Source organism: Ruegeria sp. SAZA006 (assembly GCF_059613465.1).
This window is the reverse complement of record NZ_JBXWSO010000006.1, coordinates 72,502-94,237: the sequence shown is the minus strand read 5'-3', so window position 1 is coordinate 94,237 and position 21,736 is coordinate 72,502. Positions and strand designations below refer to the sequence as shown.

The following is a 21,736-nucleotide window of genomic DNA, read 5'->3' as shown; positions in this document are numbered from 1 at the left end:
TCCGAAAAACTGCGGAGGACCCCCATGCAAACAGCAAACGAAGATCAGGCTGAATACTGGGGCAACTCCGAATCCGGCACCAAGTGGCTGACTTTTGAGGACAAACTGGACCACATGCTGGCCCCGGTTCTGGACCTCGTTCTGGAACAGGCCGAACTGGAACCCGGAATGCGCGTGCTGGACATCGGCTGCGGGACCGGCGCCAGCACCATCGCGGCCGCCCAGCGTGTCGGACCGCAGGGCCATGTTCTTGGCGGCGACATTTCTGAGCCGTTCCTCAACCGAGCGCGGGAAAGGGCCTTGTCCGCGGGTGTTGAAAACGTCGATTTCCAATGCGTCGACGCTCAGGTCGCCCCGTTCCCCGTGGGCGCGTTCGACGCTGCAATATCGCGCTTCGGTGTCATGTTCTTCCAGGATTCGGTTGCGGCGTTCGCCAACATCTCAAAGGCTCTGGCGCCCGGCGGTCGGATGACCTTTGCCGCGTGGGGACCGCTGGCCGACAATCCCTGGTTCAGGATCCCCCACATGGCCGCCACATCGCATCTGGGCCACCCACCAAAACATGGTCGCTACGCACCCGGGCCACTGGCCTTTCATGACGTCGATCATGTGACCGGGATGATGGCAACGGCAGGTTTGGACGACATCTTCGCCAACCCTGTAAGCCTCCGACTGCCGGGGCTTGGATCGGTGGAGGCCACCGCCGAGCTTTGCACCCGGGTCGGACCGGCGGCGCGCGTCATTGCGCATTTTGAAGGCGACGAGGCCGACGAACGAAAAATCCAGAGCGCCGTGGCCCAGGAGTTTTCGAGTTTTCAAACGGCAGATGGGTTTGGCATCCCGGCAGTCATCAACGTCTTTCAGGCCCGCAAGCCCTCCTGACACACCAGATCGTGTCGCCCTTGGCCAATCATACCCGCTGACCGGTATTGTTTCCGATCGTCAACTCTTTGCAGCCTTTTGAGCCTAATTGTCTGCGTTTTTACCAGTGTTTTTCTCCCCATCCGAAAACTTAATAAGATTCTTGGTGATTTTTGCGTAAAAATCGTAAAATATGAATGTATTGGGCAGAGTAATTCAAATCTACAGAAGCCGCTAAACCGGCTCGCTTTAGTGAGTAAGACGTTTACCAGTTGGTGCTATATGGACAGGGGGATGGGCCGTGCAGGTGCGTGGCTACCGAACACGCAACACACACGCGCATTGATCAATTTCATTCAGTGGAGCCAGGGCGGAGTGGTTCTGGACGCTGCGTTGACCGAAGTTGTCAACGCGTTTGGAGCCGATTGCGGTACCCTCAGCCGTGTCTGGCTCAATAAAGTTGGCAGCCGAGTAGCTGCGCGCGCAGATACCCGTGACACGACAATAAGCCGGCCGCTTTTCCTTTCCTTCACGAATGACGTGATTGGTCCGTTTGCGAGCAAGCCAAAGAAAGGCGTCGTCTTCAGCCTCAAGGATCACGGGAAACCCGTAAACGAGTTTTCTGCCGTTGTTCTGGACTGGATCTCGCACCGCAAGCTGCACGACATCCTGTTCGTCTGTCTCGACAACCAAGGCTGCGAAATCGATTTTCTGGAGCTGCATTTCGCCAAAGGCCTCGAACCCGGCTGGCGCGAAGCGATAGAGACAGTCGCACCCGAAATTTCCGAAATCTACCGCAACAGACGCGCCGGTCTGATTACCGAAGCACTGTCCCGCCAATCCGTAACGACCATCCAAAGGCCGGTGAATGACGCGCCGCTGATGAGCCTCGAAAACCCAGCGGGCCTGACACGGGCCGAATGGCGGGTCTGCGTTCTGATTTCCCGGGGACTGTCGCAACAGTCCATTGGATCCGAGCTCGAGATTGGTCCCGCGACTGTGAGAACGCATCTCAAGCATATCTACGGCAAGACAGGAATGGAGAACTTCCACATGTTGGCCAGACGGCTGGTTTCGATCGAAGAACGCGAAGCCTTGCACGGCAGACACAATCAGGCACGCGCATGATGATTGATCTGCCTTGGCATAATTGGGTACCTCTGTGGTTGATGGTGCCGCTGTTTGTGGCGGTGGCGTGGACGGACCTAACCGAATATCGGATACCGAACCTGTACTGCCTGATAGGGGTTGCCTTGTTTCTGGTCGGGTCCCCTGCCCTCGGTTTGCATGAAGTTGGATTGCGATTGATCGCCGCCGGGCTTTGCTTTGGGATCTGTTTTGCCCTTTTCGCCGCCGGTTGGCTGGGGGGCGGAGACGCCAAAATGCTACCGGTGGTCTTTCTGGCGATACCGACCCAAGCCCTTTCGACATACATGCTGCTGCTATCTGCCGCGATGGCGTTTGGACTGACCAGCCTGACCTTGCTGCGCCTGTTCGTCCGACAACCGACAGGAAGGCTTGCAGCGACGCTCAGCGGACGCGAGTTTCCTCTTGGGATTGCCATAGGCCTTTCAGGCCTGATCCTGGCTGGCTGGTCGATGCTGCATTACGGCGCCTGAAAATGCGTGACCCAACCGGGTCCGCACAGTTGACCTCGTGCAGACCCGGGAGCGCCGCACCTACAAAAACAGCGTCATTTCACGAAGGTTTCGACGTATCGAATGATGATCGGTGCAAGGATCAGCCCAGCGATCGAGGGCAACATCAGGCTCGCCATGACGGCGGACATCTGCACCGGCAGCTTGTTGGCTTTTTCCTGCGCGCGAAGCTCTCTCAGTTCGCGCATTTCTTCGGAATACGTAGTCAAGGCAGCCGACAACGGGACACCGAACCGGGACGACTGGAGGACGACGCTCACGAACGAACTCATTTCGTCGATGCCCGTCCGGCGCGCCATTCTCATCAACGCGACTTCACGGTCGCGCCCGGCCTGAATCTCGCTCAGGGCAATTAGAATTTCCTCGGACATTTCGGGCGATACAGTCTGCATTTCCACTGCAACTTTGAGAAGCGCCTGGTCAAAGCCCATTCCCGCCTCGATCCCAATCTGGAGCAAGTCCAGCATGTTCGGGAACGCGTTTTCCATCCGACGTTTACGCTCCTTGATCCGGGCGCTCATCCAAAGTTGGGGGATGAAGAACCCGATGCCGCAGAGGATGCCAAGGTTCCGCAATATCTGAAATGAATTCAGACCAGACACATAATCGTTGATCGTGGCGCCGATATTGGACGAAGGCTGCCACGACATGAGGACGAGAAAGACAAGCGGCAGAAACGTCGCCAAGCCCAAACGGATCAGATAGAAATTGGCGATTGCATTCCGGCCGCGAAACCCCGAGCGCGCAAGCACTTGGCCAACTTCGAACCTGACACTTGCATCACTGGGTATAAGTGCGGCGCTCAGCCCGGTCGGTGTATCGCCCTCCACCTTTTCCGGCACAAGACGTGCAAGGCTCTGGCCCCTTGTTCGTTTGGGAAGCATCCGTTCGGCCGCTGTAGACCGATCGCCGAGCGACGATGATATCCCAAAGAACGCAACGATCGCGCCGGCGGCAACAAAGCCCAAGATCATGAGTTGGGAAAAAAGACCAGTGTCGAGTACCGAAATCACGATTTCCATTTCGACAACCCTCCCTCAGATCCGGAAATTGACAAGCTTGAACAAAACGATGGCATTCAGAACGATGGCCGCAGAAATGACGCTCATGACGGGCCAGAAAATCGGGTATTGCACCACGCTTCCGTAATAGTCCGGCGTCATGACCGTCATCACGAGGGCAATCCCGACGGGAATGAACGACAGGATATAGGCGGTCATCCGACCCTCGGCAGAAATGGCCTTGATTTTGCGCCGTAAGGACATGCGGGCACGGATGACGCGCGCCAATGTCCGCAGAATGCCGGCCAGATCGCCGCCTGTGCCGTGCTGCATCGTCAGCGCGACCGAGAGGTACTGGATATCCTCTTCATCTACTCGGTCTGCCATGTTGCGAATGGCGGTCGTTAACTCTTCCCCGTAAGCGACTTGGTCCACGACCAGACCGAATTCAGTTCCGATCGGATCGGGCATTTCATTTGCCACGCTCTGCAAGGTCGTGTTCAACGGATGTCCGACCTTCAACCCACGCGACATCAGGTCCAACGCATCCGGCAACTGCTTGATCAGCGCAGCCTTGCGCCGTCTGAGGTTGGCGCCAAGGTAGACCAACGGAGCCAACAGGAAGCACACAGCGCTCACGGGTATTACCGTCAGTGGGTTGGCCACCAATGAGCCTCCTGTCGCCGAAACCAGAAAAGCACCCCCACAACCCAACAGGAACATTTCCGGCACCATGTTCAGGCCCGATGCCGCCAGGGCACCCGGCAAGTCGCCGACCAGCGGAAACGACTTCATGAGTGGTTTGCTCTCCCGCGGCTTGAGCAATTCCAGAACGTCCTCGCCAGTCTTTCCCTGGTTCAGCATCTGGATGCGCCGGTTTATCGCCTCTTCCCGGTTTTCTCCGCGCTTCAAAAGCTGACGGCCCCCTTCGAAGGCAATCAGTGCGCCGAGGAATATCAAGAGTGATAGGACAAAGCGGACATCGTATCCGCCCACTTCCATCTCTGGTCCGATCAACGAGTCTATGCTGTGCGTCGAAAAGAAGGATCTGAGATCTTCCAACATGGCTGGGTCCCTCAGTTGAACTTGATCGATGAAAGGTCGACACCCGCCGCCGCCAGCGCATCGCTGGATTTCGGTCGGATACCGGTCGGCATGAAGCGCCCAAGGATGTTGCCGGCCTCGTCCTTGCCTTCACGTTTGAAGACGAAGATGTCCTGCATGGTCACGATATCGCCCTCCATGCCGGTGATCTCGGCAATCGAGGTGACACGGCGCGTACCATCAGACAGGCGGTTCAATTGCAGAACGAAGTGAATTGCCGAAGCGATGGTCGCGCGGATGGCTGCATGCGGCAGCTCTAGCCCGCCCATCTGCACCATCTGCTCGACCCGCGAAAGCGCATCGCGCGGGCTGTTGGCGTGTACCGTCGTCATCGACCCGTCATGGCCGGTATTCATCGCCTGCAACATGTCGAATGCTTCAGAGCCGCGCACCTCGCCGATGATGATCCGATCAGGACGCATCCGCAGCGCGTTTCGCACAAGGTCTCGTTGGACAACGGCGCCAGTACCGTCGAGGCCAGCAGGCCGTGTTTCCATGCGCAAGACATGTTCCTGCTGAAGCTGAAGTTCTGCCGCGTCTTCAATCGTGACGATCCGCTCCCGAGGGCTGATATACGACGACAATGCATTCAGCATCGTGGTCTTGCCCGATCCGGTTCCGCCCGAGATCAGCACGTTCATCTTGGCTTCAACCAATCCCCGCAGCAGCTTGGCCGCGCTTTCGTTCAAGGCCTCATTCTTGATCAGTCGTTCCATCGTCAGCGGAACCCGCGAGAATTTTCGAATGGACAGCGCCGGCCCGTCCAGTGCGCAGGGCCGAATGATCGCGTTGACGCGGCTGCCATCTTCCAACCGCGCATCCACCCACGGTTGCCGTTCATCAATACGGCGACCAATCCGGCTGACGATCTTGTCGATGATCCGCAGCAGATGACGTTCGTCCCGGAAGCGTGCCGATGTCTTTTCGAGGATGCCGGAGCGCTCGACAAAAATCTGCGTGTGGCCGTTCACGAGGATATCGTTGATCGTGGGGTCGGCCAACAACGGTTCCAGCGGACCCAGTCCAAGCACTTCGTGCATCAGCTCTTCGACAAGCTGCTTGACCTCCTCGCTGCGCATCGCACGGCCTTCGGCGCGCAGCAGTTCGGTGACATGTCGCCCAATTTCGCCTCGCAGCGTTTCTTCCTCGACCTTTTCGATAACGGCGAGGTTCAGCTTGTCCAGCAACGAGTTATGCAGCCGCGCCTTCAGATCTATCCGATCGTTCTGGATGTCATGCATCAATACGAGGTCATCCCCGGAGCCATGAACCGGCTTGCCGATCTGAGCAAACTGCTTGGTGTCCAACGGCACAACTTTCGAAGCGTCTGGTTTTTCCTGGCCTGGTCGGTCGAATTCTCGAAACATCTACTTAACCTTCTGCAAATATTTAACTATTCCGAAACAGTCTGCCTCAGTGCTGGCCGACCCGAGGCGGCAATGACAGGCATGTCTCGTGCGCCAGCTTTCGGATTGCGCGTGTCATGGGTGCACGGGATGAAACATCTTCCAACGGCACGCCCCGATCGACCGACTCGCGTACCGTGCGCTCGTCGCGCGGCACCCAAAATGCAAAGTCCTTTTCAAGGAGTTTTGCCGCCGCTCTGTGGTGCGCCGCCGGAATGATGGGTTTCTTTTCAAGGTTGGCGACCAGTTGAATTTCCAGCGCTGGGTTTTCCGCTTGGTAGAAATCCATCAGCTTGCGGGCCGAGCGAACGGACGGAACGGCAACGTCCGTCACCAAATATAGGCGGTCCGCTTGCGTCAGGACGGGCGTAATCCATTCCACCAGCGCCCGCGGCAAATCTACCACGACGTAGTCATGGGTACGTTTCAGGGAATCCAGAATGGCCGAAATCTGCTCTTCCTTGATTGCAGTCAACGGACCATAGCGCGACGGAGCCGCGAGGATATCGACCCCGCAGGGCGACTTGACCATTGCCTGTTCCAAAAAGGCACTGTCGGGAATGCTGCCTTCCATGGCCATACGCCACATCGCGTCGCTTTCGGCGACATCCATCAGGGCCGCAATCGAGCCGAACTGAAAGTCCAGATCCACCAGCGCAACCGAGTTCGACGCCGTCTTTTTCAGGAATCCGGCCTTGGATTGAAGCTCGTTCGCCATATTGGCCGCAACCAAGGACGATCCGACGCCACCACGAGATTTGCCAACCGCGATCAACTTGCCAAGTGTGGCTTGTCCACCCCAAACGGCGGGAAGCTGCGCCTGCCGCCGGGCACGGATCGCATCCACTTGTGGAATGATCTCCTCATGGATAGCATTGCGCGGCAGCACGTCATCAACTCCAAGCTTTTTGAGCTGTCGGGCTTTCTCCAGCGGCAGATCTTCGGACGCCAGCGCGATAATGATCGCATTGGGCATGCGCGCGTCACAAATTTGCTGTGCGGTCTGCAACAGCTCGGGCGAACTGTCATCCACATCAAACAGAACCACGTCATGACGCGCTGACAAGGCAACCGCCGTCCCGTTGACCCGCGCGACAGTGTCCTTGCGGCCCGTAAAGCGGCAATTGCTCAGCCCCTCCAACGAGGTTTCGATTGCCGCGAAAATCTCTTCGTCCGGTGAAATCAACAGCACTGAAATCTGCTTGGCACTCATGACTCTTCTCCTTACTCAACGGCACCGATGGCAAGATCCTCGGCCGGGACGGATGTGCTCATCGTTGGGATTGAAATGGTGTTGGGGCTACTGGCGGATATGGCAGGGTTGCCAGCAGCAAGGGCGACCAGCGGCCCAATTGGCAGCGCGAAATCGTAGTCCAGGTTTACCAGTTCGGCTGTAACTACCGGCGTATAGGGTCCACCAAGAAAACCAAGACGAGGATCGTGCGAATAGGTGATTTGCACATTTGCCGCGGTGGCTCCGGGCGGCAGCAGCATTTCGATCTCGTCCCAGATCCGGCTGCCATAGGCGGTTGATGCGTCAAGCTGACACGGCGCCGGCAGGTTCGGAGTGGCGCAGATGCTGCCACTGCGGCACAGCGCGCCGAACTTGGTTGTTGCGGGGGCGCCACCGGCCAGCGTGTGCGTGGCCGGCATCGCGCCACACAGGGGCGGCCCGACCGTGGCAAGCCGTGAGGCTTTTTGCATCGCTTTCTGCGCCATCGTCGTGGACCAGTAGAGCCGTCCGTACTCGAGAATTCCAAACACGAGCACCAGGAACAACGGAACGACCATGCCCAGCTCGACCAGTGCCGATCCATGTTCACGGCGCCAGAAAGCGCGCAGCATATGCAGGTTACCCGTCATACCCCAAACACCCGGCTCTGGTCCGAGATCTCGGTGTCGAGAGGCCCCAGCCCTGCCCCGAAAAGGCTGAAAACATTTCCAAACAGGTACTCGATCCGGATCTGAGCCGTGACCTCGACCACCGAAGTCGGATTGATCCGGTACACGCCAGCCCTCGAGATACAGCGCGGCGTGACGTCGATGACGGTTGTGCCATGCGGCATGATCGACGAACCGCCCAACTGGTTTTGGACGATGTCCGTGGCCAGAGCGTCATAGCTGCCGACCCCGCCCGCTGCGCACAAGTCCAACGGCGCGATCCGCGCGATCATACGCGAGGCGTCACGCACACCGGCCGACGTTGCCTGATGAATCCAAGTGATACGCCCACCTTCGATGATTACTGCAAAGAACAGCAGGATCAACGGAAGTACGATCCCGAACTCGACCATCGGGGCGCCGGCCTCGCACGACCGCAACCGTCGGATATGCCGAACGAGCCGAGTCATCGATACAACCTCACGACATCGCGAAAGATTCCATCATCGCTGCTGCCACCGACTCCACCGCCGACCTGCTCGACCACCTCGACATAGATGTCAAAATCAGTCCCCGAAGATTCTTCGAGCGGCTGGATCAGGAAAACCTTGACAAATTCCTGGACCGGAACGTTCTCCGCGCGTCCCGCGACCGGATTGGCACCACAGTTTATGGCGGCTGCGATAAATGTGCGGCGGTCAGGATCGTCCAGCGTTGTGCTCGCGCATTGAGGGCGGCCGGACTCGCTGCGCCCGAACAGCACATCACCCGTACCAGCCCTGGCGATCTCGTCGAGATACATTTCGTATCGCGTGTTTCCAGTCGGGTTGCCCAGCGGGTGTGGCGTCAGATCGTTGGCGGGGCCGTCGCCATAGTTCATGTCCAGATAAGCCGCTTTGCCGGAGGTCCAGACACCGTTTCCAAAACGGCCGCCATGCGCGCAGGTGCCGGCGGCGAAGCAATCGTCGGGCGGAAACGGCATCGAGTCGGTCGAAACCTCGGGATTGTTCTTCAGACAGCTTCCGCCAGAGTTTTCCCAGCCCGCGATGACCTGCGGTCCGGGCGCATAATCTTCATCATTCTTGAGTTTGCTCATCGTCGAGTGGAAAATATCGAACCGTGAATTGTAGATTGCGCTGCCAATGCCATTGCGCTGACCGGGCTCGGTATCTACACCGCGCTGAGACACGCATTGCGTCAGGTTCCCATGCGCCGCGATCAGGCAGATATAGAGTTTTGATCCGGTCTGCCCCGCGCAAGGACCGTTGGGGTTTATGCCGATGTCCGTCGGGTCGAGGAAACCAAAATTCCCCGGCCCCCAAGCGGCACCGTTACCTCCAGTGCGCAACTTGATGGTTGACCCTTTGTTTGCATTCGCGGTCCAACCGGGAGGGATGCAGAACATCAACGGCGTCACATCACAGGCATATTGGGTGTAACCCGCAATCGCGACAGCCTCGACATCCTCATCCGGACGCGTGACGCCCAACAAGTCAGCGAGCGCCCGACCGAACGGAAGGAAAACGGTTCTAGGGGTCGCGGTCACCTCAACCAGAACGGCCAGAGCGGGATCGGTCGTCACAAACCCATCCACTGGGTCATTGTCATCCGGATCGGCGGCAGGATCGGGCAGTCCCGACAGAAACCGCAGCGAATAATCTGCGGCCGTCCCCAGATCTTGGCTGCCCTCGGCAAAGAACTGGGAGTCTTCGATCATTCCGGCTGCAGCAGCCGTGGCGCGTGTGATCGCATCACTACCGCCATCCAGTTCTCCGGCGGCGGCCAGAGCCACGTGATCGGTATAAGCCTGCAGGTCGGTCTGCGTGGAAGCCAGTCGCCCAAGATCAAAGGTCAGCGCCGCCATGCCAACGATCACGGTCATGCAAATACCGACGAAAACCAGAATGGTCCCCTGTTCGTCGTCCTTTATGTTGCGCAACGTGGGCATGAACAAACCTCGCGAGCGATCAGTTGGACACGGTTGCATTCGAGGGGTTGCCGGCAACAGGAACTTCCTGGACGTCCGTGGTGCCCCGACGCACCTTCACGATCGGCTTGGGCGCGCCCTCTGCAACCGGCGACTTTTCAAGCAGAATGTCGCTGAGGCGGATGGCCTCCAACGGCTTGTCTTCCTGGATATGCAGCGACCGAAGCGACAGGCTGAGTTGCCCAGCCTTCTGAGCCAATGCCAACCGCTGTCCCTGGTCCGGCGTGACTTCGACAGTCACCGTTCGGGCAATCCCGGGCTGGTCGACATCTTCATCTGCCGTCTGATCAACCCCAATGACACGGATGTTTTGCAGGATCGTCACCGCCCGCAGCGACTCGTTCTTGCCCTGCGTCAGCACGATATCAACAAAGTCACCTGGTGTGACGAACCCGCCAACACCGGTCTGCGCATCCACATTGATGGCCATTGCACGATTGTTCTCGCCCAAGGTCTGAACGATGGTGACCTTCTCACCGAAGTCAGAAACCTTTGACGCCAACAGGATTTCTCCCTGCGCCAACGCGCGCTTGGCGCGTCGCGGGTCGACACCTGCTGTGGGCAGAACATCTTCGAAACTTGTAAACACACCTGCCGGCACAGAATCCGCCGGCCAGTCGATGGCTGTCAACTTGTGACCTTCAATCGGAGATCCGAACGGGATCTCTTCTGCTGCGGCGACCACGCGAACGATTGTCGGATCAGCGGCGGCCTGGCTGCGTCTCAGCTGCTCCTGCGCAATCATCACGGCGCCACCCGCCAGACCCACGCCAAGAATAGTCATCATCAAGGATTTCAATCGCATAGATCCCTCCAAATAGCCGGGGCGGTCATTTTGAAAACGTGGGGCCAAGCCTCGGCCGAAACTGAGTCACGCGGGACGCCGAATGCCGAGACTGGGTTGTTTCTGGCTTCCCGCCGTCCTCGCGGCGGAAAACCAGTTGCTTTTCAGGCTAAAACAGCAGGATTACGGCCGTGTCGCAGCCGTGTTGGCGTCATTGAAGTTGGTGTTGGTTGTGCCGCCCAGACCGGTCAGCAGGGTCCCGCCAACAGCGATCGCAATGAACAGTGCGATACCGTATTCGACAAGAGTGGCGCCACGCTCGTCACGGCGCAGACGAATGAAAAGACTACGAATTGCCTTCGACATGATTTGAACTCCAGTTTGTACTCATTAATGTGCGAATTTCGCACAGGAACGAGGGTTCCCCCGTCAGTTCAAATCGTATCGAGCCCGCATCCGGCAAACCTCCCCACAAACGAAAAGGATTTCCCGTTTAACGCGAGAATTCGTTCATTTTGGCTTTTTTGTGGCGGGATTTTGGCGCGAAATGGTCCGATTTCACCTCAGCCTTTGAGCTTCAAGCGGGCCAATATCAAAGTGTTTTGGAGCGGGTAGCGGGAATCGAACCCGCGCGTTCAGCTTGGGAAGCTGACAGGCTACCATTACATCATACCCGCCGCTCGGTGCTGAATATCACCCGTCCTTCGCCGAATTCAAGATGCTTCGACCAGCGCGGCAAACAAAAAGGCCGGGCAGATTGCCCGGCCCGTTGACAAAGCAGCCTGCTCAGGCCCGGCGACGTCGAGCACCGCCCCGGCGGCCGCGTGCACTCTCGCCTTCGGCGCCTGCAGCATCGGCCGGTTTGTTGAACTTGATCCACTCGCCGCCATGCGGGTCATTGTTGGTCAGCAGGTTGGCGGCGCGGATGGCCTCCATTTCCTTGCCGGCGCGCGGCTTGGTCGAACCCAGACCGAACATCTGAACGAAGGTTTCGTCGTCCATGCCGTCGGGCAGGATGATGCCCGCCGCCGCAACCTCGGCCTTTTTCTCGGCAATCTTCTTCTGCGTCACCGGCAGCGCCACCGGGTTCATGATGGCCGAGGTCATGCCCGCGCCCATCGCCATCGGCAGGAAGGCGTTGTTGATGCCGTGACGGTTCGGCAGACCGAACGAGATGTTGGACGCGCCACAGGTGGTGTTCACGCCCAGCTCTTCGCGCAGGCGGCGTACCAGGGCAAAGACCTGCTGGCCGGCAGTAGCCATCGCGCCGATCGGCATCACCAGCGGGTCCACCACGATGTCGTGGGCCGGAATGCCATAGTCGGCCGCGCGCTGAACGATCTTCTTGGCAACCTCAAAGCGCACGTCGGGGTCTTCGGAAATGCCCGTGTCGTCGTTCGAGATCGCCACGACCGGCACGTTGTATTTCTTGACCAGCGGCAGAACCAGTTCCAGGCGGTCCTCCTCACCGGTGACCGAGTTCAGCAGCGGGCGGCCTTCGGCGGCCTCCAGCCCGGCCTCCAACGCACCCGGAACCGAGCTGTCGATGCACAGCGGCACGTCGACCAGACCCTGCACCAGCTCGACGATCTGTCGCATCAGCGGCGGTTCGGTCTCGTTCGGGTTGGGGTTCGAGTTGTAAACCACGCCTGCGTTGATATCGAGCACGGTCGCCCCGGCCGCGACCTGCGCCAGCGCGTCCTGTTCGACGGTCGAGAAATCGCCCGCTTCCAGCTCGGCGGCCAGCTTCTTGCGGCCGGTGGGGTTGATCCGCTCGCCAATCACGCAGAACGGCTGATCGAAGCCGATGATCGCGGTTTTGGTCTTTGATTCTACGACTGTACGGGTCATGTCCGGTCCTTAAGCGTTTACAGGCTTCGCCGAGGCGCCGCCGTTTTCGATGGCCCAGTTGGCATTGGTCTTGATGCCGCCAAGCGGGAAGAAGTGTACGTTGGTGATGTTGAAGTCGGGGTTGGCCGCCTTGTGTTGGGCCAATTCGGTAATCACGTCGGTCGGCTCGTAGGGCAGCAGCAGCTTGGACACGTCCATGGCGCGCTTCTGCAGCACCTTCAGCGACGGGCCCACGCCGCAGGCGATCGCGAATTTGATCAGCGTCTGCAGCTTGGCCGGACCGGCGATGCCGATGTGGATCGGCAGGTCGATCCCTGCCGCCTTCAGGCCGTCGGCCCATTCGATGATCGGCTTGGCGTCAAAGGCGAACTGGGTGGCCAGCGCCATTTCGGCGTCGGTGGTTTCGCTGAATTTCTGCTTCCAGCGCAACGCCTCGTCCACGTTTTTGGTGGAACCGTCCGGGTCGATGTCCTTGTTGCCCTCGGGGTGACCTGCGACGTGCAGGCGCTTGAAGCCCGCCTTGTCGAACAGGCCCGTTTCCAGCAACTGCATCGAGCTCTCGAACTCGCCATGGGGCTTGGCAACGCCTCCGGCCAGCAGCAACGCCTGATCGACGCCCGCCTCGCCCTGGTACATGTTGATCCAGTTCCCCAGCGTCGCCGCGTCCTTGATGATGCGGGCCGGGAAATGCGGCATGACCGGATAGCCCTCGGCCGCGATCCGCTTGGCCGTGCGCACCATGTCCTCGATGGGCGTGCCTTCGATATGGGCGATGTAGACACGCGTGCCTTCGGGCAGCAGGTCGCGGAAATCCTCGACCTTCTCGGCAGTACGCGGCATGACTTCGATCGAATAACCCTGCAAGAAGGCTTCGACGGTCGGGTTCACCGGGGCCTTATCGGCCGCATCACGTTTCTTGAAGTTCAGCAAAGCCATTGCGGCCTCCCATAAAGATCTGGGGCTCATGCCCAACCGTCATTTGCGATCAGGGCCTTGATGCGGTCCTGATCGTATTCCGTTTCTAGGCGCAACGCTTCAGCCTCGGCGATCTCGGTCGGGTCGCCCTCAACCTCGAACGGCTCGGCTTTGCGCCACTCGGCCAGATAGGCATCACTGTCCTTGGCGTTCACCTTCATGGCGGCGCGGTCGATGGCTTGCTCGAACCGCACATCCAACTGTCGTTTTGCGCCACGGCGGCCCTTGCCCACGATGACCTGAGCGGGGATGTCGCGCCAGTAAACGATGGTGACGTCAGGCATTGGTCTTGATTCCTCCTAACCAGATGGTCCGGTTCTAAACGGCTATGTGGGGCCGGGTCGGTCGGATTTCGACACCCGGGGCTTTTCCAGCGACGTTTTGCAATTCGGGATACAGGCCCTGCACCGGTTTCTCCAGTGTCGGGGTCCATCAAAATCCTCATGACTTTAATGAGCGTCTTGCACGACGCGCGCCCGCGACCTAAGGTCGGGGTAACTCGAAAATCGGAGGGCGTGACGATGGCGCCCAAGCGTCCCAAAGGTGCGGGCGCGTTCCCGAAGGTGGTCGAAAGCCCCGCGCCGGCAAGACCCGATCCAGACGCCCTGTATGCTGCGCTGGATCTGGGAACAAATAGCTGCCGCATGTTGATCGCCCAGCCCAAGGGCAGCGGGTTCCATGTGGTGGACAGCTTCTCGAAGTCCGTGCAACTGGGCTCGGGGCTTGAAAGGACCGGACGGCTGTCGCGGTCCTCCATGGCGCGCACCATTCAAGCCTTGCGCATTTGCCAGCAGAAGCTGAAGCGCAACAAGGTCAAGCGCATGCGGCTGGTGGCGACCGAGGCCTGCCGCCGCGCCCGAAACTCACGCGACTTCATACGTCAGGTGAAGCGTGAGACTGGCCTGACCCTTGAAATCATCCAACCCGAGGAAGAAGCCCGTCTGGCGGTCATTTCCTGTGCTCCGCTGGTCAGCACCAAGACCGAGCAGTTGTTGGTCGTCGATATCGGCGGCGGCTCGACCGAGCTGGTCTGGATTGACCTGTCCTCGGTTCCGCGACGCGACCGTTCAACGGCGATCATGCGGCTGCATAACGGGTTTCACACCGTCGACAGTCCCTTTCCCGCCGCCAAGGTGGTGGACTGGATCAGCGTTCCACTGGGCGTCGCCACACTGCGCGATCAGTTCCACGATGTCGAAGACGATGCTGCCCGCTTTGCCCTGATGAGTTGGTTTTTTGAAGAAAACCTCGCCGATTTTGCGCCGTATAAGGACGAACAGGCCCGCGAGGGGTTTCAGATCGTTGGCACCAGCGGCACCGTCACAACAGTCGCTGCCTCGCATCTGGGCCTGAAACGCTATGACCGGACCAAGGTGGACGGCCTGCGCATGACCAGCGATCAGATCGACAAGGTCATTCGCGGCTATCTGGAGCTTGGCCCTCAAGGCCGCCGTCGCGATCCGCGCATCGGCGAGGACCGGCAGGCCCTGATCATGTCCGGATCTGCCATCTTGCAGGCGCTGTTGCGCTGCTGGCCGACCGACCGCCTCTCGGTGGCGGATCGCGGGCTGCGCGAGGGTTTGCTTTATGCACAGATGAGCGCCGATGGCGTCCTGGAAGACGGGCCGTTTTGAGAAAGCTCTGCGCTGCATGCCGCTTGCGACCATAGCGATCGCCTACCGGGTTTCGACGGCTGCAACCACGATCTGTACGCTTGAGGCTGCCGGGTTCAAGGTATTCAGCCCGGGTTTTCACGTCGCCAACACCGTTCCGCACTATGCTTTGGCGATTGGCGGCATGGGGATCGCCGTGCCGGTGGTCGACTCGGCAGAGGCGCTAGAACTGCTGCACAGTTTTTCGAGCCCACCGGCGACATCTGGCACCCTCGGCGGGAAGGTCTTGAACGGTCTTGGATGGGTGGCATTTGGTGTTTCTACGCCTTGGCCCGATCTGCTATTGATGGAGCGGTCGATATCATCGGCTTGATGCCACATGAACAAGCGGGTAAAGGCCTCGCAGTCTTCAGGAGACCTTTTTTATGGCCAAGAAACCCAGCGGCAAAAACACTTCGGGACGCGGGCAGCGTGACCTGAAGGTCAAGGTCAAGACCGCGCGCGGACGCAAGCTCAGCTCGACCCGCTGGCTCGAGCGGCAGCTGAATGACCCGTATGTCAAGCGAGCGCAGGCCGAGGGGTATCGGGGTCGCGCGGCCTACAAGATTCTGGAGTTGGACGACAAGTTCCGCTTTTTGGTTCCCGGCGCACGCGTGGTCGACCTAGGCTGCGCGCCCGGTGGCTGGTGCCAGGTCGCGGTCAAACGCGTGAATGCGCTGGGCGAGAAATCGGGCAAGCGGATCGGGACGGTTCTGGGTGTCGACCTGCAAGAGGTCGAGCCCGTGGCGGGTGCCGAAACCCACGTTCTGGACTTCATGGAAGACGATGCCGACGAGAAGGTAAAACAGTGGTTGGGCGGCAAGGCTGATGTTGTCATGTCGGACATGGCCGCCGCGTCCTCCGGGCACAAGCAGACCGACCATCTGCGGATCATGGCGCTGTGCGAAACCGCTGCCTACTTCGCCTTTGACGTGCTGGAGGTCGGAGGAACCTTTGTCGCAAAAGTTCTGGCCGGTGGCGCCGAGGGTGATCTGCAGAAACTGCTGAAGCAGAAGTTCGACAAAGTGGCAAACGTCAAACCGCCAGCTTCACGGTCGGACAGTTCGGAAAAATTCGTGGTGGCAACCGGTTTTCGGGGCTGATCAGTCGTCGTCCAACGCGATCTTGTCGGCTACAATCCGCTGCGGCCGCAACGACGCCGCCGCCATCCCCTGCAGCAGCAACGCCTCGCCATGGTTGAGATACGTGGCCGGCTTGTTGCGCAACTCGTCGATCCGCTGATCCAGCGAGACCCGGCGCGTGGCCACAGGTTGGTCGAGCTTGGTCGACGGGCGTTTCAAATACAACATGGATTACCACATCCTGAACTGGTCAATGCCTTGACCATGGATGTTGACCCGTAAATGGGACTGCAAAATGGCGCAACTGCGTCGCTTCGATGCCGGCCTACCGGCCTAGCTGCCGCGCAAGATCCTGAAGCGCTGGGCTGTCCGGCAGAGTCCGAAGACCCTCCTCCAATACCTGGTGGGCTGCATCCGCGCCGCGGTTGATTTGGGCCAGTTGGATCAGCATTGGCCAAGCATCTTCGCGCTGGGGATCCATGGATACCACCTGACGAAAGGCCTGTTCGGCGGCGACAGGATTTCTCAGCGTCAGCGCCATCCCCCCAAGGACCAGATGAGTTTCCGGGAAATCCAGACGGTTTGACAAGGAGCGCTGCCAATCCGCCATGTTCTCACGCGCGTTGTTGCGCTGCAGGGGCGTCAAAGCCGCGGCGGGAATGGGCAGGAACTCTTTGGCAGCGGCAAGGCGTACGCTTCGCACTGGGTCGGACAACAGCGGAGACAGCCGGGCCACCCTGTCGTCCAGCCCTGCCGCCCGCTGCAACACTGCCGCGTTGGCGCGGACCAATGGGTCTTCATCGGTCAGCATCGCTGCTGTTTGCTCGGCCATTTCGGGGGTCGCAAAGGGTTGCAGCAGATAGGCGGCCGTCGCCCGCACGATGCCGGGCTGCGCGCCGTCCTGAGCAACTGCCAGCAACGCGGCCGGGTCCTCGACCTCTCCGGCGAATGCGGGGGCGAATGCAGTCCCGAAATGGGGCGTACGGTGATCCGAGTCCGGGAACCAGTCATTGATGGCGGCGGCGGCCCATGGCTGATCCTGATCCGTGTGGCAATCAGTGCAGGCATCCTCTCCCAAGCCCAGATCAGGGCGCGGCACACGGAAACTGTGATCGCGCCGACCATCCACGCCCATATAGAGGCGTTCGATCATGTGGCAGCTTTTGCACTGCGCCCCCTCGCCTCCCTCCGGGTGGTGGTGGTGTGAGGGATCGTCGTATTGCGCCTTTCGTAGTGATGGAAAATCGGGATTGCCGGCCGGGGAATGGCACTGAGTACAGACCGCATTGCCCTCGGCTTTCAAGGTTGCGCTGTGCGCCTCATGGCAATTCAGACAGCCGACGCCTTGCGCATACATTTTGGACTGCAGAAACGATCCATAGACATAGACCTCGTCCAGTATCTGGCCGTCGGGGTGGTACAGACCCGGACGCAGAAGCGCCAGATTGTAGGCATCGTGGAATGGCGTGCCCGGCAGCGGGTTTCCGTCCTCCAGCGCTTCACGGCGGGAATGACAGCCGGCGCATTGCTGAATCTCGACCTCGGTGTCGCCCGTACCCCAGATGATCGGAAATCCAAACTCGTTCAGCCCGGCAGGCGCGGGCTGACCTTTTGTCCAATCCAGATGGGCCGAGCCGGGGCCGTGGCAGGCCTCACAGCCCACGCCAATCTCGACCTGGTCGGAAGCAAAGGACTGGGTCTGCGGCTGAAAGTTCTTTTCGAACCCTGTCGCGTGGCACTCCGCGCAGCGGCCGTTCCAATTCTTGTAGGGGCCGGTCCAGTGCAACCCATCGTCTGGCGGCAAGTCCTGATCCGGATACAGGTGGTACCAGCGCTCGGCCTGCGTGTCCCAGACCACATCAAAGCTCTGCAATCGGCCGGGCTCGGTTTCAAACAGATATTGCTGCAACGGCTCAATCCCCGCGACGGAATGAACCCTGTATTGCCGGCTTTGGCCGTCCTTCTCGGTCACGTCGGCAAGATAGTCCGACCCCTCCTGCCGAAACGTGACGGACATGCCGTCATGAGAAAAGGTCGTTTCATCAAAATCGGCCACAACGGTGTCTGGCGTGGGTTCTGTCCAAGCCAAGGCGTGGTGGGATCCCGCCCAGGCTTGCACCTGTTCGTCATGACAATCGCGACAAGCGTCCGAGCCGACATAGTCCTGCGCCCACGCCCAACCGCTGTTTTGCAAGAGGGCGCATCCGGAAAACGCAATGATCCAGGCGATGCGGTGCCAATTTCTCATGAAGGTCCGACCTCGCCCTGGTTGTCGATGTCCATCAGCGCGCCGTTGAACTCTGCGCCGAAAATAAGAATGGCGGCGCACAGATACATGAAAATCAACGCGGCCATGGCCCCGGCCAGGCCAGCATAGGTGGCGCTGTACGTCGCGAACTGCGCGATATAGACCGAGAACCCCCACCCTCCGGCCGCCCACAACAGAAGGGTCAGCGCCACGCCGGGCAGGATTTGCATGATGCGGTGACGCTTGGTCGGCAGGATCAAATGGGCCAGCAGAACCGTTCCCGCCGGCACCGCCACCGTGAAGGTCCACCGCAAACGGTCAACCGACAGCCATTCGCCCACGTCCACGGCAGTATTCTCGGACACCAGACGTGTGTAGACCGGCAGCACCAGTTCAACCGCCGCGATCAGCAGGATCGCGGTTCCGCCCAAAATGACCAACCCGAGGCACAGCAGGCGCGTCTTCCAGAATGGCCAGCTGTCATTGTCATGATAAGCCTGGTTCATGGCGGCACGTACCGCCGCCACTCCGTTCGAGGCAAAGTAGACGGCCAGCAGACCGCCCAGCGTGATCACACCCGAACCCGACCCGTCCAGAACCGCGCGCAGTTCTGCCACGATGGGCTGGGCCACGTCCTGTGGCCACGCACCGAAAATCAACTCGATCAGTTCGTCCGTCACATACCCCTGCGACAACGATCCGGCCAAAGCGACGGTGAACAGAACAAACGGAAACAGCGCCAGCATCAGCGACATCGCCACATGGCTGCTCATGACGAAACCGTTTTTGTCGCCAAAGCGTTGGACCGCCAGCCACAGCGCCCGGCCAAACCGGCCAAAAACGGGAATCGAAAGACGTGTCATTGGGAAACTCTAGCCTGCAATCCGCGTTGGAAGAACCAGCCAATGTGCCAATTGCACGAGATTCTTCCGAATAACTGTCTGGCCCGATTGCATAAAGCCCGCCGCCTGTGCAGGATTGCCCCACAAAACTCCAATCGCTGCCGGCTTGCGCCGGTATAGCCGAGGCCCCGCATGACGCCATCAGAGCCCCCCACCCGCACACCGCTGAGGTTGAGTGTCGTACGCGACGTCACCATCGTGCTGACGCTTGTGGTTCTGGGGCTTTACGCCGGCGCCAGCTTTCTGATTCCGCTGACCATGGCCTTGCTGATCAACGTGCTGATCATCGCACTCAGCGATCGGGTTATCGCGCTGACCCGTGCTCCGGTCTGGCTTGCCAACTTGGCCGCCGTCACAGTGGTTCTGGCAGGCCTGTTCATGATCACCTACATCCTGGGCAGTCAGGCCACGCAGTTCGCGCGGACCGCGGGCACGTATGAAAGCCAGTTCGACGGCGTGATCAACCGCGTCACCGGTCTGGTCGGGAATGATGTCACCTCTTTTGTCCGGGACAACCTGATCAGCATCGACATGACCTCGGTCGCGCGGATTTTGCTGGGCAGCGCCACCTCGATGCTGAACCAGTTTTTCCTGATCAGCCTTTATGTGGCCTTCCTTATGGCCGAACGGCTGGCCTTCCGCAAAAAGCTGCGGATTGCGGCCGGCAACCCCGTCACCGGAGCCGAGCTTTCCTCGGTACTGGATGCGATTACCTTCAGCTTGCAGCGCTATGTCGGGGTCAAGACCTTCATCAGCCTCGTTACCGCTGGAATCAGCTATTCGGTTTTTCGCGTATTGGGTCTGGAATACGCGGAAACCTGGGCCGTTCTGACGTTTGCCCTGAACTTCATCCCATCAATCGGGTCGATCATCGCCGTGATCTTTCCCGCGATGATCGCCCTTGTTCAGTTCGAGACGATCGGCCCGTTCCTGATCATCGTCTTCGGGTGCGGTACCATCCAATTCCTGATCGGCAACTTCCTTGATCCGGCCCTGCTGGGCCGCTCGCTGAACATGTCGACCTTTCTTGTCATCCTCGCACTGACGTTCTGGACGACGGTCTGGGGCCTGATCGGCGCGTTTCTCAGTGTTCCGTTGACCGTGTGCATTCTGATCATCTTCAGCCACATTCCGGCCCTGCGCCCTATCGCCGTCCTCATGTCGCTGGATGGACGTCTGGCCGACGACGTCAAGTCGCACGGTCCTGATCGGGGCTGAACGCCCTGAAATCGGGGGTGGATCGGCCCGAGGTGCGCTGCTAACTTTCAAATATTGCAATGGATTGACCGAAAAGATCCAGCGGGTCCGGCGCAAACGCATGATTGACCATTTCTGATGATTGGACCGCCATGACACCGCTTGACCAAATCAACGATCTCAAAGCCCGGATGGCCCAATCGATCATTGGACAGACACAGGTCATCGACCGCCTTCTGATCGGGCTGCTGGCCAACGGGAACCTGCTGATCGAAGGTTTGCCCGGCCTGGCAAAAACCCGTGCTGTCAAGGCGATGGCGCGCAATCTTGATGCAAAATTCAGCCGCATCCAGTTCACGCCCGACCTGCTACCTTCCGACGTGACCGGGACCGAGGTCTATACCCAGACCGACGCGGGCGGCACCTTTCGGTTCGAGCCCGGCCCGATCTTCGCCAACATCGTCCTGGCGGACGAGATCAACCGCGCGCCGGCCAAGGTTCAGGCCGCGCTGCTTGAAGCGATGGAAGAACGGCAGGTCACCGTATCCGGCACCACCCACAAGATGGAGCCGCTGTTCATCGTGATGGCCACTCAGAACCCGATCGAGCAGGAAGGTACGTATCCGCTGCCCGAGGCGCAGATGGACCGGTTCCTGATGCATGTGCAGATCACCTACCCCCCGGTAGAGGACGAGGTGCTGGTGATCCGTCTGGTCCGAGGCGAGGACACCGCCGCCAATTCCGGAACCACCGCCGAGAAACCCTCACCGATCCCGCAGGACGCCGTTTTTGCCGCCCGGCAGCAGATCGGGCAGATCCATGTTTCGGATGCGATGGATCGGTACATGGCCGATCTGGTTCAGGCCACCCGGACGCCGTCCGCGCTCAGCGATGACCTCGCCGCGTGGATCGAGATCGGCGCCAGTCCGCGGGCGTCGCTGGCGCTGGACAAATGCGGCCGGGCCCATGCCTGGATGAACGGGCGCGACTATGTCGACCCGGCCGACATCCGTGCCATTGCCCATGACGTGTTCCGCCACCGCGTCACGCTGAGTTTCGAAGCGCAGGGGGACGCCAAGACCGCCGATGACGTGATCGACGAGATCCTGAAGCTCGTCGCCCTGCCCTGATCGCAACAAAGGAGAGC

At 59.7% G+C, this 21,736-nt stretch carries 23 protein-coding genes and 1 tRNA gene; 8 read left to right on the top strand and 16 right to left on the bottom strand.

All coding sequences use genetic code 11. The features are described from left to right. Positions 1 to 24 precede the first annotated feature (24 nt). The 3 genes from AC2FNZ_RS07540 to AC2FNZ_RS07530 all read left to right on the top strand — a co-directional run bounded on the left by AC2FNZ_RS07540 (position 25) and on the right by AC2FNZ_RS07530 (position 2,480). Positions 25 to 882: a class I SAM-dependent methyltransferase gene (locus AC2FNZ_RS07540; protein ID WP_093962110.1), complete on the top strand. Its 858-nt coding sequence runs from the start codon at positions 25 to 27 to the stop codon at positions 880 to 882. Positions 883 to 960: 78 nt separating this feature from the next. Then, positions 961 to 1,989: a helix-turn-helix transcriptional regulator gene (locus tag AC2FNZ_RS07535; protein WP_496840088.1), complete on the top strand. Its 1,029-nt coding sequence runs from the start codon at positions 961 to 963 to the stop codon at positions 1,987 to 1,989. A 41-nt stretch (positions 1,990 to 2,030) separates the two neighbouring features. Beyond that, complete coding sequence (locus tag AC2FNZ_RS07530) at positions 2,031 to 2,480, top strand: A24 family peptidase (RefSeq protein WP_496840205.1); 450 nt, start codon at positions 2,031 to 2,033, stop codon at positions 2,478 to 2,480. A 74-nt stretch (positions 2,481 to 2,554) separates the two neighbouring features. Here AC2FNZ_RS07530 and AC2FNZ_RS07525 read toward each other — a convergent pair whose 3' ends face one another. The 13 genes from AC2FNZ_RS07525 to AC2FNZ_RS07465 form a co-directional block, all read right to left on the bottom strand. Next, positions 2,555 to 3,541, bottom strand: coding sequence for a type II secretion system F family protein (locus AC2FNZ_RS07525; protein ID WP_496840087.1), 987 nt, complete (start codon positions 3,539 to 3,541; stop codon positions 2,555 to 2,557). 15 nt (positions 3,542 to 3,556) lie between these two features. Beyond that, positions 3,557 to 4,585, bottom strand: a complete 1,029-nt coding sequence (locus tag AC2FNZ_RS07520) for a type II secretion system F family protein (protein ID WP_170595218.1) — start codon at positions 4,583 to 4,585, stop codon at positions 3,557 to 3,559. An 11-nt stretch (positions 4,586 to 4,596) separates the two neighbouring features. Continuing rightward, positions 4,597 to 5,991: a TadA family conjugal transfer-associated ATPase gene (locus AC2FNZ_RS07515; RefSeq protein WP_170339076.1), complete on the bottom strand. Its 1,395-nt coding sequence runs from the start codon at positions 5,989 to 5,991 to the stop codon at positions 4,597 to 4,599. A 46-nt stretch (positions 5,992 to 6,037) separates the two neighbouring features. After that, positions 6,038 to 7,243, bottom strand: a complete 1,206-nt coding sequence (locus tag AC2FNZ_RS07510) for a CpaE/TadZ family protein (RefSeq protein WP_093962116.1) — start codon at positions 7,241 to 7,243, stop codon at positions 6,038 to 6,040. Positions 7,244 to 7,254: 11 nt separating this feature from the next. After that, the gene (locus AC2FNZ_RS07505) at positions 7,255 to 7,893 is read right to left on the bottom strand and encodes a TadE/TadG family type IV pilus assembly protein (protein WP_170338528.1); all 639 of its coding nucleotides are present in this window, start codon (positions 7,891 to 7,893) and stop codon (positions 7,255 to 7,257) included. Then, a complete protein-coding gene (locus AC2FNZ_RS07500) occupies positions 7,890 to 8,381 on the bottom strand; it encodes a TadE/TadG family type IV pilus assembly protein (RefSeq protein WP_170449944.1) in 492 nt (163 codons plus the stop codon). Before AC2FNZ_RS07500 ends, AC2FNZ_RS07505 begins: the two co-directional genes overlap by 4 nt. Then, the gene (locus AC2FNZ_RS07495; RefSeq protein ID WP_170538525.1) at positions 8,378 to 9,859 is read right to left on the bottom strand and encodes a pilus assembly protein TadG-related protein; all 1,482 of its coding nucleotides are present in this window, start codon (positions 9,857 to 9,859) and stop codon (positions 8,378 to 8,380) included. The genes AC2FNZ_RS07500 and AC2FNZ_RS07495 overlap by 4 nt, the downstream gene beginning before the upstream one ends. A 19-nt stretch (positions 9,860 to 9,878) precedes the next feature. Continuing rightward, positions 9,879 to 10,703 carry a Flp pilus assembly protein CpaB gene (gene cpaB / locus AC2FNZ_RS07490; RefSeq protein ID WP_170459065.1) on the bottom strand — a complete coding sequence of 275 codons (825 nt, stop codon included), beginning with the start codon at positions 10,701 to 10,703 and terminating at the stop codon, positions 9,879 to 9,881. 162 nt (positions 10,704 to 10,865) lie between these two features. After that, positions 10,866 to 11,048, bottom strand: a complete 183-nt coding sequence (locus AC2FNZ_RS07485) for a Flp family type IVb pilin (protein WP_093962121.1) — start codon at positions 11,046 to 11,048, stop codon at positions 10,866 to 10,868. Positions 11,049 to 11,285: 237 nt separating this feature from the next. Further along, positions 11,286 to 11,359: transfer RNA gene (locus tag AC2FNZ_RS07480), tRNA-Gly, on the bottom strand. A 109-nt stretch (positions 11,360 to 11,468) separates the two neighbouring features. Beyond that, positions 11,469 to 12,533 (bottom strand): methyltetrahydrofolate cobalamin methyltransferase, encoded by a 1,065-nt coding sequence (locus AC2FNZ_RS07475; RefSeq protein WP_170403005.1) that lies wholly within the window; start codon positions 12,531 to 12,533, stop codon positions 11,469 to 11,471. 9 nt (positions 12,534 to 12,542) lie between these two features. Continuing rightward, positions 12,543 to 13,469: a methylenetetrahydrofolate reductase gene (locus tag AC2FNZ_RS07470; protein ID WP_496840086.1), complete on the bottom strand. Its 927-nt coding sequence runs from the start codon at positions 13,467 to 13,469 to the stop codon at positions 12,543 to 12,545. Positions 13,470 to 13,495: 26 nt separating this feature from the next. After that, positions 13,496 to 13,792 carry a virulence factor gene (locus AC2FNZ_RS07465; RefSeq protein ID WP_093962131.1) on the bottom strand — a complete coding sequence of 99 codons (297 nt, stop codon included), beginning with the start codon at positions 13,790 to 13,792 and terminating at the stop codon, positions 13,496 to 13,498. A gap of 237 nt (positions 13,793 to 14,029) precedes the next feature. Between AC2FNZ_RS07465 and AC2FNZ_RS07460 the strand changes: the two genes are divergently transcribed. Genes AC2FNZ_RS07460 through AC2FNZ_RS07450 form a run of 3 tightly spaced genes read left to right on the top strand, consistent with a single transcriptional unit; the run spans position 14,030 to position 16,263 of the window. Further along, positions 14,030 to 15,142, top strand: coding sequence for a Ppx/GppA phosphatase family protein (locus AC2FNZ_RS07460; RefSeq protein ID WP_093962132.1), 1,113 nt, complete (start codon positions 14,030 to 14,032; stop codon positions 15,140 to 15,142). Continuing rightward, the gene (locus tag AC2FNZ_RS07455; RefSeq protein ID WP_496840085.1) at positions 15,114 to 15,494 is read left to right on the top strand and encodes a hypothetical protein; all 381 of its coding nucleotides are present in this window, start codon (positions 15,114 to 15,116) and stop codon (positions 15,492 to 15,494) included. The genes AC2FNZ_RS07460 and AC2FNZ_RS07455 overlap by 29 nt, the downstream gene beginning before the upstream one ends. Positions 15,495 to 15,546: 52 nt before the next feature. After that, positions 15,547 to 16,263 carry an RlmE family RNA methyltransferase gene (locus AC2FNZ_RS07450; RefSeq protein ID WP_170338513.1) on the top strand — a complete coding sequence of 239 codons (717 nt, stop codon included), beginning with the start codon at positions 15,547 to 15,549 and terminating at the stop codon, positions 16,261 to 16,263. Here AC2FNZ_RS07450 and AC2FNZ_RS07445 read toward each other — a convergent pair whose 3' ends face one another. From AC2FNZ_RS07445 to AC2FNZ_RS07435, 3 genes are all read right to left on the bottom strand, one after another. Next, complete coding sequence (locus AC2FNZ_RS07445) at positions 16,264 to 16,470, bottom strand: hypothetical protein (RefSeq protein WP_093962135.1); 207 nt, start codon at positions 16,468 to 16,470, stop codon at positions 16,264 to 16,266. 97 nt (positions 16,471 to 16,567) lie between these two features. Continuing rightward, positions 16,568 to 18,490, bottom strand: coding sequence for a multiheme c-type cytochrome (locus tag AC2FNZ_RS07440; protein WP_496840084.1), 1,923 nt, complete (start codon positions 18,488 to 18,490; stop codon positions 16,568 to 16,570). Then, positions 18,487 to 19,353 (bottom strand): YihY/virulence factor BrkB family protein, encoded by an 867-nt coding sequence (locus AC2FNZ_RS07435; protein ID WP_170338509.1) that lies wholly within the window; start codon positions 19,351 to 19,353, stop codon positions 18,487 to 18,489. The genes AC2FNZ_RS07440 and AC2FNZ_RS07435 overlap by 4 nt, the downstream gene beginning before the upstream one ends. Positions 19,354 to 19,524: 171 nt before the next feature. On the opposite strand from AC2FNZ_RS07435, the gene AC2FNZ_RS07430 reads away from it, so the two are divergent. After that, the gene (locus tag AC2FNZ_RS07430; protein ID WP_170339049.1) at positions 19,525 to 20,610 is read left to right on the top strand and encodes an AI-2E family transporter; all 1,086 of its coding nucleotides are present in this window, start codon (positions 19,525 to 19,527) and stop codon (positions 20,608 to 20,610) included. 131 nt (positions 20,611 to 20,741) lie between these two features. Beyond that, positions 20,742 to 21,719: an AAA family ATPase gene (locus tag AC2FNZ_RS07425; protein ID WP_093962139.1), complete on the top strand. Its 978-nt coding sequence runs from the start codon at positions 20,742 to 20,744 to the stop codon at positions 21,717 to 21,719. Positions 21,720 to 21,736: the final 17 nt, after the last annotated feature.